Below are 15,305 nucleotides of genomic sequence, written 5' to 3' on the forward strand. Positions count from 1 at the left end.
TAACGATATTAATGATGCTGTGATTCAGACAAGGACGGTGTCTGAATACTTATCATCCCAATTCCAACGAACTAATTGCCTTGACTTTATCTTGCCGTCCCTTGGATACAACATTGCCTTTGTACATCCTGTATGTATTAAAGAGTCCCCGTAGCCCATATTCGTGAGCCAGCAGGAGAAAGTCGTTGTTATCGGTTTCAGGAACATCGGCTGATATGTTTTCTCCGGCAGGAACCAGCGCAAATGCAGTAAGAGCGAGAGTTTCGACAGCTTCTGGATTGTCAGCATGAAAAGGCCCGATCCGATAGCCGTTATGAGACTTACGGATACCGATGACGCCGGAAATTCCTGTTTTGGAATAGGTACAAAACCCATAGCGCTGCTCTCCCCAAAACCAATTAGAAAGCAATGTATCCCGATAGATGCCGCTGCATTCGGCATCGTATTGAATGATGTCAGCGATATTGGCTGGCGTAATCGGGATCGCGCCTGTCGGCGGGATAATTTTTTGCGTAATGGAGCCAGAAAGCCGGACATTGCGATAATGGATGACAAACCCTCTTTTTTCATAGATCTGAATTTTATCCCAATTACCATCACACCCAATCGTGCGATGTTCTGCATAGGCAATGGTGGGTTTCCATATTCTTGCAGCGCAAACATGATGACGAAATTCCGGTGCAATGATGAAATTGCCGCCAAACGAATAATTATCTGAATACTTGACCATCGATATTGATGCAATTGGTTGTTCATCACGATAGGCAATAAAAAAGGCATTCGGGTCTACATTAAAGAAATTAGATGTATCGCCTATGCACATATCCCAATTTTCGGCCTCTGCCCAGCCAAGAACAATGGAGTTCCATTGTCTGGCATTTACCGATCGGATGAGACATGTTTTGCTGCTCTTCTCATTCATAACCAATATATCCTCTCGAATAGGGTAGGATGTAAGAGCCTACCGGAATAGACTCTCAGTGTTGGGAACTTCAGAGCTATTTGTAGCAATTCATCGGCCTATCTTTGCGTTTGCGGCATGACTAAGCACTAAATTGAATACTAAAGTCCCATAGATTTACTGATAATTTCTTGCAATACCTCGCTGGTTCCACCGTAAATAGTTTGAGCGCGGCTATTTAGCCAATTCTTGCCGGCAACGGAATCGCGCATATATCCCATCCCGCCATGTAATTGCAGGCAACGATCTGCCACTTTCATCTGAAGTTCAGTTGTCCATAACTTGATGCGGGCTGCATCCACTAAGCTGAAAAGGCCTTGGTTAAAAAGATCAGTGGCGTTATCAAGATAAACGCGGGCAATTTTTACTTCGGTATCCAGTTGAGCGAGGACAAAACGGTTGTACTGAAAGGAACCGATGGACTGATTAAAGGCTTTTCTTTCTTTCACATATTCCAGTGTGCTTTGCAAAATATTTTCGGCACTGGCAACCGCCACAGTTGAAATGCTGAGACGTTCACGAGGCATTGCTGACATGAAGTAATAGTTGCCGAGGTTTTCACGGCCAATCAGATTGGTCGCAGGTACTTTGCAGTCATGGAAAAAGAGTTCAGCGGTATCACTGCCGTTCCAGCCAATTTTTTTCAAAGGTTCTCCTCTGGAAAAACCCGGCATGCCCCGCTCTATTGCCAACAAACTGATACCCTGACCTTGCTGTCCTTCTTCAGTTTTGACAGCAACGACGATTAAATCCGCATTAATACCATTGGTAATGTAGGTCTTGCTGCCATTAACCAGATAATAATCCCCTTGCCGCGTAGCCACGGTTTTAAGATCTGCGGTATTGGAACCCCCATTTGGCTCTGTCATGGCAATAGCTGCGACCTGTTTTCCGCTACATAGATCCGGCAACCATCTCTTTTTCTGATAGGTGTTACCGAGAGCAAAAATGTAGCTGGTGGTAACATCATTGTGGGCCACGATCCCCGGTACGGTGACACCTGCTTTGATAAGCTCTTCTGTCAGAATCACCGCGAATCGATAATCGTGTTTTCCCAGCCCTCCGAATTCGGGGCTGACACTGATACCCAGTAATCCTGACCTCCCCAGTTTTTCCCAGAAAGAGCGCTCAACCAGTCCGTTTTCCTCCCATAGCTGATGCTCAGGGACGATTTCACGTTCAAGAAACTCACGGCAAGACTTCCGGTAATTCTCGAAATTATCAGTCTCAATACGCATATTCACTCCAGATTCTTTGTCAGCAGTATTTGCTTAATGACATCCCAGTGTTGGTACACAGCGAAGTGATCCCCTTCGATACGGATGAGCGAAGTATCGTGAGAAGTGTAATTTTTCCAGTCTTCCATATCTGCCAACGTGACATAGATGTCATTGGTGGCTGAAACAAGTGCCAGCGGATAATTCACTCGTATATTGTCAATCTGGGGAAATTGGCTGCGTATCAGGTAATCACTGCGCAATTGCTTGATAATTGGTTTTATCAGCGCAGGCTCGTTCAAGATGGCTTCGGGTGTCCCTTGGTCTTCTTTGATTTTTTGGATTAACTGTTCATCCGTCCATTGATGACGCTCATCTTGCTGTTGAAGATGTGGAGGAACAGAACTGGAAATCACGCCAAATAGAGGAGATATACCATAGTTTTTCACTAATACGTGACCAACCGCGATACTCAGAACTCCACCAAAGCTGTGGCCAAAGGTGATCCATTCAGTAATCCCCTGAGCCTGTTTCTGCCGGAGATCGTTCCAGATATCAGACGCCAGCCGTTCAGCCAGTAAATCGAGATCGTCTATTTCCGGCTCTTTAGCCAGATAACCGCGACCCGGGATCGCAACTGGTTGCAAGATTGCGGCATTAGTCGCCATCAGATTATTCAACCAAGGGCGATAAATTGCTGTTGTAGCTCCCGCGTGTGGAAAGGCATAAATGACCCGTCTGCACTTAATGTCCATTTGCCCTCCGTTCGCTGGTGGTTTCCTTCTCAAGCAAGAAACTGACAATACGTTCAGCGACCATGATAGTTGTCAGATTAGTCGGCATGGAAGGAATCGTGGGAAACAAAGACGCATCGGCAACGGTTACACCTTTGATGCCACGTACCTGCCCATTTTCTTGGGTTGCACTATCCGGATCACCGTCAGCACCCATTCTGAGCGTGCCGGAAGCATGCCAGCCCGGATTGACCAGATTCTTAATCGCACTGTTCATGATTTCGTCGTTATAAATCATGGAGTGAGACCAAAATTGAATGCCGTCAAGGAAGGAATCGACTTCTGGATGCTGTAGAACTTCCCAAATTTTGCGTACGCCGCCCACAAGACGGGCGATATCTGCCGTACTGCGAGTGAGGGGCAGATCAATTTCGGGCAGTGCTGTCAAATCGGCACTACTGATAAAAACGCGCCCCAGTGCCTGCGGGCGCATCAGCATCACGGATGCTCCGACCAACATGGGATAAGCAACGCGATCTCTGAAACCCGGCACGGTATCACTGGCAACATTATTCAGCAGACCAATTTGTACATCGACTTTTGCGTCATAACCGCTGCTGATGCGGGCCGCAATTTGACGCCACGGCAGACCTGTTGTACAGACTCCCGCTTTGGGAAGGGCCCATAATACGACTGACGCATGATCCGTTAAATTTCTGCCAACGGCGGGTACTTCCGCAACAATCGGAATATCCAATGAATTCAGATGACCGGGATCACCCACACCTGATCGTTGTAACAACGCAGCTGAGCCAATGGCACCGGCGCAGAGAACGATATGTTCTGCTCGATAAATCAGCTCTTTTCCTGCCTGAATAACTTTTACACCAGAAGCGACAGTACCGTTAAAGGTGATCTGTGCAGCCAGAGCATCAGTCATAATGTGCAGGTTTTCTCTCTGCAAAACCGGCTCAAGGTATGAACGATAGACATCCACCCTTTCGGCACCATTGATGACATTGGCAGGAACAGGGCCTACGGCGGGTTCTTCACCGACATTAAGGTCATCGGCATAAGGGACGCCAGATTGTTCGCAGGCGTGAGCAAAAGCCATATCAAGGGGATGAATCTCACCGTTTGGCGGTCTGCGCAGACACATTGGCCCGTGTGAGCCATGATTGTCATCATTGATATAATCGACATCATTCTCCAGCTGCTTGAACCACGGCAGAACTTGCTCCCAAGACCAATTGGGACAACCCATTTTTACCCATTGTTCGAAATCGCCCGGAAAGCCTCTCAGAGCGATAGCACCGTTAACCGCAGAGGAGCCGCCGAGTACTTTTCCTACCCGATAATTGAATGGCCTGCGTCCTTTATGTTTGCGGGCCGTCTGCTTGTCTTCCTGCGCAGGCACAGAAGGTGGAATGAGATCAGTGAACCGATCTTCATTGCGTACATTGGCCTCATAATCCCAGTTATATCCTTCCAGTACCAAGCGTGAGGCGTCTCTGAGCGGGCTGGCAGGGTTGTGAACATCGGAAGTGTGACCGGCTTCAATCAGCAGTACGGACTTCATGCCATTTTCAGACAGGCGTGATGCAGCTACGCATCCCGCCGAACCACCGCCTACGATAATGTAATCGTAATAATCGTGTGTCTTGGTCATAGGTCATTCACCGCTTGAGATTGAATAATTGTCTCAATAATGCGAGAAAAAGACTGAATATTAGAGTTCATGAACAGTCCTTCAATAATGTCTTGTTCGCCTACCGGCGTGATCTTAAACTCCTGCCTCAATGCACTGAGCAAGCCTACGGCATGAAGTGAATCACCACCAATATCAAAAAAGCCATCGGTGACATCAAAATCATCATGCTGAAGTTGTGCCTGCCAGAGTTTAAGGATCTTTGCTTCTATCTCATTAGCCGGTTCAACCATGAAATCGGTGTTCTCTTCGGTATCAGACCAAGGGAGAGGCAATGACTTACGGTCAATTTTTCCATTACTGGTTAATGGCATGTGGTGCAGCAAGATGTAATAACTGGGCACCATATAAGAGGGTAATGTTTTCCGTGCCAGTTCTCTTAGTTGATCCTGAAAATGGCCAGGCTCATGCAAAGTCTCTGCATTGACCGGAACAATATAGGAGACGATATGCCGTTGCCCGGTTTTGGCATGGACAGGGGCATCAATAACGACATGGTTGGTATTTTGGTGAGCCAGAAGACAAGCTTCAATTTCACCCAATTCAATGCGATATCCATTGATTTTCACCTGATTATCTTCACGTCCCAGAATTTCTATCAATCCATTCGCGATATAGCGCCCCAAGTCTCCCGTTCTGTACAATCGCTCGCCCGTAATGGGATGAGTAATAAAGCGCAGTGCGGTTTTTTCGGCATCTCCCAAATAACCCTGAGTCACACCGTCTCCGCCGATATAGAGTTCTCCTGTGACCCATTTGGGACAGGGGAGGAACCAATTGTTCAAAACATGGAAGGTCTGGTTTGCCAGCGGTTTGCCATAGGGAATGCTTTTCCAGTTTTTATCTATTTTTTCAATGGGATAATATATCGACCAGATAGAGCCTTCGGTGGCTCCTCCAAGACTGATGATCGCCGTATTCGGTAGATTTTCCCGAATGCGTTCTGGCAGATCGACAGGTATCCAATCGCCGCTCATAAGAATCAGCCTGAGTTTTGTTTCGGCCAATGCAGATTCATTTCTGTCTACCAGCACTTTGACGGGAGCGGGAACGCTATCCCAGATAGTGATTTGATGTTCGACCAGCAGCTCCAGCCAGATTTTCGGGTCATTGGCAGTTTCAGGCATTGCTAAGATAACTTTTCCTCCCACGCCCAATAGCCCGAAATAGTCATAGACAGACAAATCGAAGCCTGCCGGTGCGACAGATAATACCGAGTCTTGTTCTGTCACTTGGAATTTGTGATTAATATCAAGCACCGTATTTACAGAATTACGATGGGAAGCCATAACCCCTTTAGGCTCTCCGGTTGAACCGGAGGTAAAGATGACATAAGCCAGATCATCCAGCCCCTGCTTTGAGGTCATTTGCCCTATATCCATAGTACTATGCATGGGGCATTCATCCAGATTGATCCGGGGTAGACTGGCAAATTCATCCTGTTTAAACACTGTGCTGGCAGTAATGATACATTTTACTGTACACCGGTTAAGCAGGCTCATGCGGCGTTCAGCGGGAAGTTGAGGATCGATTGCCACATAAGCCGCGCCTGACATAAGGACACCCAATAATCCGATCACTAAATCCGGGCTTTGTGGCATGGATACCGCGACAATATCATTGGGATTAATCTGGACAGAAGTGCAAATTTGCTGTGCGATTGCTCCGGCTTTGTTCACCATTTCCGAGTAGGTGATTTGATTTTCTCCCTGCACAAGTGCAATTGCATCGGGGAATTTTTCCACAGCATGCAAAATCATTTCATGCAGAAGCTTCATGTCAAAATCGGTATCCGTTGCATTGGCTGCCACCCGTTCTGCCAGATCGGATTCAGGTAACTGCACCAATGATGAAGTCTTATCCCATGATGAATCATCTTCCGCGCAAGCTGTAATCAGCGTCAGATAAGCGTCCAGCATAGCTTCCACCATACCGTCAGGGAATAGTTCGTTGACTGTGTTCCAGTTAACTTGGACAAGTCCATCAACTAGGACAATTTGGTTTTCCAGCCATACCTGTGGGGTTTGATTGCTGCTATAGACTTGCGTGGCTTCCGACCAGCCCACATTTGTTACAACCTCGTCTAAATCAGAGGTGAGTGTATTGCTGAATACGACAGGTGCTGCCGCTGCACGGCTGCCGTGGTTGCGTCGGGTCAATTCCCGTAAAACCTGAACGCCATTGTAGGAAGAGTGCCAGCGATTCATCATCAAATCAGTCTGGATCTGTATTACACGTTCGCTAAGGCTTTCTGTCTCAGTTCCATGTATTCCCAGCAACATGGGTTGCAGGAAATTACCGACCACATTCTCAATGCCAGCAAAATAGGAACGGCGTCCAAATTGAGTGATAGTCAGGGTAAAAGTTTGACGTTTCGACCATTGACGCAGCACTTCTGCATACATGCCGAGGAATACGGATTCCAGCGTCAGTTTACGCAATTCCGCTTTTTTCTTGAGCGTCAGTAGTGTTTCCGCATTGATTTTTCGACTGTAACGTTTGAAAGAAGGCGGAGAAAGCAACTCAGGGGCGTTTTTCAGAGGCAATTCAGGCGATGGAGGCAGATTCTCAATTTTCTGTTCCCAATAGGCTTTATCACGCAGCCCCTGGGGTTGCCCCTGTAAATAACGTTCCGATTTGATGTAACTGCGAAAATCCATGTTGTCAGGTAAAGTGTGCAGGCTATGCCCCTGATAAACTTGCCACCAATCACGCAGTATCACACGGACACTATGTAGATCCACAAACATCAAATCAAAATAGATATGCAGGCGGGTAATATCATCACTCAGTCTTGTTGCCCGTATATTGAATGTCGGTGCTTTATCCACTGGCAGTAATTGCGTCTCCATTTCGTGGCGGATTATTGCCAGTTGTTCGTCTTTTTCTGATGCAGTCCATGTCCTGCCATCTTGAGTAGAAATGGTATAGGTCAACGGAGAAGGTAAAATTCGTTGCTGCCCATCCAAAGATAAAGTGGCTCGTAACATGGGGTGGTATTCAATGATTTTATTCAGAGCATCATTGAGTGCCTTGATATCTAAAGACGTCATATCCCATTCGGTATACAGGCAACTGGTTAATCCACCCAATTCTAATCCGGGATTACGGCCTATTAAATAAGCATATTGAATATCCGTTAATGGAAAGTCTTCTGCCTCAGAAATATTTTCTTCTGTTACTATCGGCATGGCCGTGTTCAACGGTAAGGCATTGCGCAGCATCCCATGAATCTGTTGTATCAATTGGGAAGTTTCTATGCCCGCATTTTTATTTTCTGGTTCAGATAATTCAGGAGAAATAGAAACTTGTAATCCAGAACCTTGCAATGCTTTGAGAAAATGTTGCATACATTATCTCCTACATGTAACCGAGAAAGTAAGGTTTCTCTATGTGGTGTTGTATTTACCCTTTATCTTTCAGATTGCAGTTTTGTTGGCTGCATGGGCTTATTTCCGTTGCATCGTTGCATCGTTGCATCGTTGCATAGTTATAAATATTACTTATTTGTATTATTTATCTATGCTTTTGGAAATCTGCACTACAGCCATCGCACCACAATTCGAAATTTATTGGGTGTAATTGTTTGCCCTGATTTTTTAGGATCAAAATTAAACAGTCCCGAAAATATAGCCAGAGTGATTGGTTAGATATTGAAAATATGAATAGTTTTGGATAGAAAAATTCCAATTGCTATTTTTCCTTCTCAACACTTACCCATTAAGAATTCAAATTTTTGTTTGATGGTATTTCTCAGGTTACATAAATTCAACATGTTTATAACCATGTATTATATCTAATAACGACATCGAATGAATAATTATTATTACATAAGTTTTATTACTAAAGTATAGTTTAACACCATGATAATAATGGATTTTTATATTATCATTATTTATTTACCAGGCAGGATTCATATTTATTTTAATATTCCTGGTAAGAAATAAATGATTGAAATAATCATGGGAAATGAAGATAAAAATAGATAATGCCGTCGATAAACGGGAAAAAGTTTATCGACGGTGATTCAGAAATAAGATTAAGAAAATAATGTTAATAAGAGTGCAGCTAAATACAACCCAACACCATAAGAAGTATGTGCCATCAGGCTCCTGAACCTGGCTGTATTAGGTGCCGGAGTTTTGGAGGCAGCAATCCCTATTCCCATACCGGGTTGCAGAATGAAAAAAGGAGCCACTAAAGTCACGATACCTGTAATTAAAGCAGGCAAAAATGTAGGATTTTTTGCCCAATCCAATCCCCAAATAAATAACAGTAACCCAGCGAAAATGATGCCAATTAAATAGTGGGCGAACCAGCCGATTCCACTTTCATTTTTCACGGGTTCAGCTTGCATAATGTTTGTATGGGTAAATTGTCCTTTTGGAATGTGCCCAAGCCAGCGCCCCACCATCCCATAGTTCAGCGAGGGAATGCCGAAAAAGCGTTTCACAAAAACAGCCCAGAGATCCATGACAACTGTCGCTCCGGCACCAATCAATACAGAATAAACAATAAACTCCAGTCCTTCATTCATGTGTTACTATCCTCCGAATACAATAATCACTCACTGGCTATATGTTGGCACTCGAACTGCCTGAAAAACTCTGATATTATCATACTCAATAAATTCATTGAATGTAATAGTATTGGAAGTCTGATGTCAATGTTTGATAAGCAACTCCTTGTTGAGATTGCGGAAATCGCCAAAGTGCTGGGAAATACCCATCGTCTCACACTGCTTCAATGTCTGGTTGATACTGAACAATCCGTGGAAAGTCTGTCGGAGCTTTCCGGTCTGTCCATTGCCAATACTTCCCAGCATCTTCAGCATCTCAAACGGTCGGGGCTGCTTCAATCCCGCAAATCGGGTAAACACGTGCTTTATCGTCGGGGTGAAGGGCCTGTCATGGAAATTATCTCTGTGCTCCAGCAATATGCTGAATTTAATCGCACAGAAATGCGCAGGTTGATCGATGATACGAACAATCAGGAGGCGATTTCCTGGGAAGAGCTGTTGGATAGGATCAAACAGAAGAGCATGACCTTACTGGATGTCAGGCCGAAAGAGGAGTTTGAACAGGGCCATTTGCCCAATGCCATCAATATTCCGGTTGATGAACTGGAAAACCGGCTGGGTGAATTAACGTCTTATCAGGATTTGATCGCCTATTGCCGTGGCCCTTATTGCGTGCTTTCTGCCAACGCTCTTGCATTGCTCCGTGCCAAGGGTATTAAAGCGCGTAGATTTAGAAAAGGATTTTCGGGCTGGAAAGAGGCAGGAATGCGCATTGAGGTAAAACCGTAGAACTAATTTTTACTTAATCGAAATTATCAAAATAATAGCGGTTAATATGTCATCTGGCGTTAAGTAAAATAAGTGTCAACGTGTATACACAATGGATTTCAAGTTACATCGCGACGGCAAGAGAGCAAAGCCCCGGGAGCATAGATAACTATGTTAACTATGTGACCGGGGTGAGTGAGCGCAGCCAATAAAGCGGCAACTTGAAAGATGAAAGGTATAACACAGTAAAAATATAGAGTTATTATTAAATGCACAACAATCATAAATCGGGGGTATTTATTCCCAATGGATTTCATGATACTTGTCACAATCACTTAACAAAGTTATTCCAATCAAGCCAGAACCGTCTAAATTTGATAACCATCTCATCCGACCACTTAACCATAGCCAAGTGAAAACTTAAGCCACCCAGAAAAATTATACTTTTTGAGCTACCAAATATTTGATGGAGAACGCAATGAGCAATTACCCTCACCTGCTTGCACCGCTGGATTTGGGCTTTACCACATTGAAAAATCGTGTATTGATGGGATCTATGCATACCGGGCTTGAGGAACATCCTGACGGTGCCCGACGGTTGGCTCAGTTCTATGCAGAACGAGCAGCTGGTGGCGTTGCATTGATTGTGACTGGCGGTATTGCGCCAAACCCTCAGGGCGTTGTTGCCGCAGGTGCAAGTGTCCTCAATAGCGAGGATTCCCTGCCTCACCATAAATTCGTTACGGATGCTGTACATCAGGCGGGGGGGAAAATTGCCCTGCAAATTCTGCATACAGGGCGCTACAGCTATCAGAAAAACCTTGTTGCCCCTTCTGCTATTCAAGCCCCTATCAATCCCTTTATGCCCCGAGAAATGTCTGAAGAAGATATCCAGCAGACAATCAAAGATTTCGCCCGATGTGCCCAACTTGCCCAACTTGCAGGTTATGACGGCATCGAAATCATGGGTTCAGAAGGTTATCTCATCAATCAATTTTTGGTTACGCGTACGAATCACCGACACGATAAATGGGGCGGCTCCTTCGAAAATCGTATGCGTTTTGCCCTGGAAATTGTCAAAGCCGTCCGCGCCATTACGGGAGAACGTTTTATCATTATTTATCGTCTCTCTATGCTGGATCTAGTCGAAGACGGCTCTAACTGGCAAGAGATCGAACAACTGGCGTTGAAAATAGAGAAAGCTGGCGCATCCATCATCAATACGGGTATCGGTTGGCATGAAGCGCGCATTCCAACCATTGCAACGATGGTTCCCAGAGCAGGATTCAGTTGGGTAACGCAAAAATTGATGGGAAAAGTCAGCATCCCTTTAATTACGACCAACCGCATCAACGATCCACAAGTTGCCGAACAAATCCTCAGTGAAGGCTGTGCAGATATGGTATCGATGGCACGTCCTTTCCTCGCTGATGCCGAATTTATCCTAAAGACCGAACAAAACCGGGCTGACGAGATTAATACCTGCATCGGTTGTAACCAAGCCTGTCTGGATAGAATATTTGTCGGGAAACTGACCTCGTGCCTGGTCAATCCACGCGCCTGCCACGAAACAGAATTGATTACTGAGCCAGTCACCGCACCTAAAACCATCGCCGTTATTGGTGCAGGCCCTGCTGGATTATCTTTTGCGGTCACGGCAGCCAGCCGAGGGCATCATGTCACGTTATTTGAACGAGACAGCAAAATAGGCGGACAATTTAATATCGCCAAACAAATTCCCGGCAAAGAAGAGTTTCATGAAACTCTGCGCTATTTTGATCGCCAATTAGCCCTGAATGGTGTTGAAGTTCGCCTCAACCACACAGCAACAGCCAGTCAGCTTTCATCATTTGATGAAATCGTTATCGCAACAGGCATTACACCACGTATTCTCGATATTGACGGTATTGATCACAACAAAGTGCTGACTTACATTGATGTATTAAAACACAAACGACCAGTAGGAAAACGTGTCGCCATCATCGGTGCAGGTGGCATTGGTTTTGATACCGCAGAGTATCTGAGCCAAAGTGGGCAAAGTACCAGTTTGAGCAGCCATGCATTCAGCCATGAATGGGGCATTGATCAAACCATTATGCATCGGGGTGGATTACGCCCGGAAGGAACACAGGTCGAACGTTCTCCACGAAAAATTTACCTGCTGCAACGCAAAGATTCCAAAGTCGGTGACGGCTTGGGGAAAACCACGGGGTGGGTGCATAGAGCCAGCCTGTCGATGCGCGGTGTCACCATGCTGAACAGTGTTCAATATCTGAAAATTGATGATCAGGGGCTGCATATCCACCGTGGTGATGAACAGCAATGCCTTGAAGTGGATAACGTCATTATTTGCGCAGGACAGTTGCCATTGAAAGAGCTTTTCCAACCGTTACAGGTGATGGGAAAAAGTGTGCATGTCATTGGCGGGGCTGATGTCGCAACCGAGCTGGATGCCCGTCGGGCAATCGACCAAGGAACCCGGTTGGCGCTCAAGATATAATGAATGGACGTTTAATTAATAGAGTTTAAATGCAGAACGGCGATAGCGGATTTAATACCCGTTATCGCCGTTCCGGTTCCAGCGAATGCTTAACGCTGTGCTAATTGTTCTTCAATGCGAATATCTTCAGCCTGACAAACTGCTGCGGTAAACAATACGTCAGTGGAGGAATTCAACCCGGTTTCAGTAGAGTCTTGCAGGACACCGATGATCAAGCCAACAGCAACAACCTGCATGGCGATTTCATTGGAAATACCAAACATGCTGCATGCCAGCGGAATCAACAATAACGAGCCACCTGCAATTCCCGAAGATCCACACGCCGCAATCGCCGAAACAACACTCAGCAATATTGCCGTAGGAATGTCTACAGTCATGCCCAAAGTATTCACTGCTGCCAACGTCAATACGGTAATAGTTATTGCCGCACCAGCCATATTAATAGTTGCCCCCAGAGGGATGGAAACGGAATAAGTATCTTCATCCAGATTCATACGACGGCACATTGCCATATTCACGGGAATATTAGCGGCTGAACTACGGGTAAAGAATGCCGTTACGCCACTTTCACGCAAGCATTCAAAAACCAGCGGGTAAGGGTTACGGCGAATTTTCCAATAAACAATCAATGGATTGACGACCAGAGCAACAATAATCATGCAGCTAAGCAATACGGTTAATAGTTGAACATAACCGAGCAAGGCCTCAAATCCTGTTGTGGCAATCGTCGAAGAAACCAACCCGAAAATACCGATAGGCGCTAAACGGATAACAACTCGCACAAGTTGAGTCACCGCTCCTGACAGATCTTGGATCAGCAATTTAGTCGATTCATTGGCATGGCGTAAAGCGATACCCAAACCGATTGACCACGCCAGAATCCCAACGTAATTCCCTTTCAATATCGCATCAATTGGGTTAGCAACTACATTGATCAGCAATCCCCTCAGCACTTCAACGATATTTTCCGGGGGCGACATTTGGGCATCATTTGTCACCAACGTCAGTGTTGATGGAAATAACATACTGCCAATCACAGCCACAACTGCGGCAAGGAATGTCCCCATCAGATACAGAAATATAATGGGCCGCATATTGCTTTTCTGTCCTGCCTTGTGGTTTGCAATTGAGGACATGACCAAGACCCACACTAAAACAGGAGCTACCGCTTTCAATGCTCCTACAAAGAGTGCTCCTGGCAATTCGACTGATTTGGCTGTTTCAGGTGCCAGCCATGCCAGTAATATACCTAATATTAATCCGATTAGGATTTGTTTTACTAAGCTTCCTTGTACAAGGTATTGCACAAAGCCTTTTTGTTTTTTTTCCATAGCTTATCCATTTATATTTTATATTTTTGGCTTTATAAGCCTGATGTTTTTGTGTTTGCTTCCCTGTTATAGGGAAATTAAGAGAACGACAAAAAATAATTAATTGCAATATACAGACAACACCGCATTTGATAACAAAACATTTACATTTGTGTGATCGGAACATCAATTTTCGCATTGCATTAATCTCATCCCCCAGCGACCAATACAGTAAAAAATAAAAAATACTGTTTAAATTCATAATAGGAAATGAATTAGACTCTTTCAGAAATATGGGCGAATTGCTTTCAGCCATCAATATCAGAAATAGATTACTTTTCGTCATTAACCAAGCCACAGATATGGCGTTAATTGGTAAGATGCACAAATTCAACCTTTCCACGGGATAAATAGGCCATTTATGCTATTTCAGGAAACTTTATCAGGCCATTAATCAATTGATATATATGGATGAGCTTATTTTTACATTTGTACCAATGTTCAATTGATCACCAAAATTTTCTATCTCGCTACTGCTGATTTTGTTAAAGTGGACCCTGTCAATCTTTATGCCACCTTGAAGGGATTTCGAGAGCATTTTATGACAATTAGAATTGAATATTTTGTCATCCAAAACATTCAATAGAAATTCACCATAAATGCACCATAAAAGTAAGATGCAATCCTTAACCCGCGTTTTAGGAACATTTGATGGAAATTGTAACAGACCTTATTTATGCACTTTGGCACCAAGATTACGAAACACTAGCTAATCCGTCTTTAGTATGGGCAATCTATATTTTGCTGTTTACCATCCTGTTTTTGGAAAACGGGGTACTGCCCGCAGCGTTTTTACCCGGTGATAGCCTATTGATATTAGTTGGTGTCTTAATTGCAAAAGAGACCATGAGTTTCCCGGTGACACTGTTCATTCTCACTGTCGGTGCCAGCCTCGGTTGCTGGGTCGGGTATCTTCAGGGGAGATGGCTTGGTAATACAAAGTTAGTTCAGGGCTGGCTGTCACATCTTCCTGCACATTATCATCAGCGCGCGCGCAACTTATTCCATCGTCATGGCTTATCTGCCTTGCTGATAGGCCGTTTCATTGCTTTTGTCAGAACTTTGCTGCCAACACTGGCGGGTCTTGCGGGTCTGAATAATAGTCGTTTTCAAATATTCAATTGGCTCAGTGGGTTTCTGTGGGTAATTATCCTGACAACCTTGGGCTATGCATTGGGTAAAAGCCCCCTGTTTCGCCAGTATGAAGAATACTTGATGAATTTTTTAGTGTTGTTACCTGTGGGTCTGTTACTCGCCGGCTTAATTGGCAGCCTGACTGTTATTTGGCGCAAAAAACGCTCCAATAATACCCTATTGTAATCTTCCGTTCTTCCTGTGGTATTGCGGAAAAACATACCACAGGAGATTGATCTTCCAGCCCGCTAAGCCTTGTTCAAAAGCCAGTTTATTCATCCACTTCAGACGGTGTTTAATACTACAGCCGTAATCCATATTGTGCCATGATGGGGCTCTTCTTCCTTAAATAAAAGGCGGTGTCACATGTCATCCCCTGCCAAAATCTGGGAAC

At 44.8% G+C, this 15,305-nt stretch carries 10 protein-coding genes; 3 read left to right on the forward strand and 7 right to left on the reverse strand.

Annotated features, from left to right (window positions below; translation table 11 throughout):
- Positions 1 to 52 precede the first annotated feature (52 nt).
- From BM329_RS02490 to BM329_RS02515, 6 genes are all read right to left on the reverse strand, one after another.
- Complete coding sequence (locus tag BM329_RS02490) at positions 53 to 922, reverse strand: GNAT family N-acetyltransferase (RefSeq protein WP_092548406.1); 870 nt, start codon at positions 920 to 922, stop codon at positions 53 to 55.
- A gap of 140 nt (positions 923 to 1,062) precedes the next feature.
- Positions 1,063 to 2,199 carry an acyl-CoA dehydrogenase family protein gene (locus tag BM329_RS02495; RefSeq protein ID WP_092548409.1) on the reverse strand — a complete coding sequence of 379 codons (1,137 nt, stop codon included), beginning with the start codon at positions 2,197 to 2,199 and terminating at the stop codon, positions 1,063 to 1,065.
- Positions 2,200 to 2,201: 2 nt separating this feature from the next.
- The gene (locus BM329_RS02500; protein ID WP_092548412.1) at positions 2,202 to 2,933 is read right to left on the reverse strand and encodes a thioesterase II family protein; all 732 of its coding nucleotides are present in this window, start codon (positions 2,931 to 2,933) and stop codon (positions 2,202 to 2,204) included.
- The gene (locus BM329_RS02505; protein WP_092548415.1) at positions 2,923 to 4,581 is read right to left on the reverse strand and encodes a GMC family oxidoreductase; all 1,659 of its coding nucleotides are present in this window, start codon (positions 4,579 to 4,581) and stop codon (positions 2,923 to 2,925) included. Before BM329_RS02505 ends, BM329_RS02500 begins: the two co-directional genes overlap by 11 nt.
- Positions 4,578 to 7,970: a non-ribosomal peptide synthetase gene (locus BM329_RS02510; protein WP_092548418.1), complete on the reverse strand. Its 3,393-nt coding sequence runs from the start codon at positions 7,968 to 7,970 to the stop codon at positions 4,578 to 4,580. The genes BM329_RS02505 and BM329_RS02510 overlap by 4 nt, the downstream gene beginning before the upstream one ends.
- A gap of 689 nt (positions 7,971 to 8,659) precedes the next feature.
- Positions 8,660 to 9,157: a DUF2938 domain-containing protein gene (locus BM329_RS02515; RefSeq protein WP_092548421.1), complete on the reverse strand. Its 498-nt coding sequence runs from the start codon at positions 9,155 to 9,157 to the stop codon at positions 8,660 to 8,662.
- A 123-nt stretch (positions 9,158 to 9,280) separates the two neighbouring features.
- Between BM329_RS02515 and BM329_RS02520 the strand changes: the two genes are divergently transcribed.
- Positions 9,281 to 9,928, forward strand: coding sequence for an ArsR/SmtB family transcription factor (locus BM329_RS02520; protein ID WP_245758990.1), 648 nt, complete (start codon positions 9,281 to 9,283; stop codon positions 9,926 to 9,928).
- A gap of 457 nt (positions 9,929 to 10,385) precedes the next feature.
- Positions 10,386 to 12,407 (forward strand): oxidoreductase, encoded by a 2,022-nt coding sequence (locus BM329_RS02530; protein ID WP_092548427.1) that lies wholly within the window; start codon positions 10,386 to 10,388, stop codon positions 12,405 to 12,407.
- A gap of 89 nt (positions 12,408 to 12,496) precedes the next feature.
- On the opposite strand, the gene sstT is transcribed toward BM329_RS02530, so the two are convergent.
- Entirely contained in the window at positions 12,497 to 13,738 is a 1,242-nt protein-coding gene (gene sstT, locus BM329_RS02535) for a serine/threonine transporter SstT (RefSeq protein WP_092548431.1), read from the reverse strand.
- A 690-nt stretch (positions 13,739 to 14,428) separates the two neighbouring features.
- Here sstT and BM329_RS02540 point away from each other — a divergent pair.
- A complete protein-coding gene (locus BM329_RS02540) occupies positions 14,429 to 15,097 on the forward strand; it encodes a DedA family protein (RefSeq protein ID WP_092548434.1) in 669 nt (222 codons plus the stop codon).
- Positions 15,098 to 15,305 lie beyond the last annotated feature (208 nt).

The organism is Xenorhabdus koppenhoeferi, assembly GCF_900116635.1.
Classification (GTDB): Bacteria; Pseudomonadota; Gammaproteobacteria; order Enterobacterales; family Enterobacteriaceae; genus Xenorhabdus; species Xenorhabdus koppenhoeferi.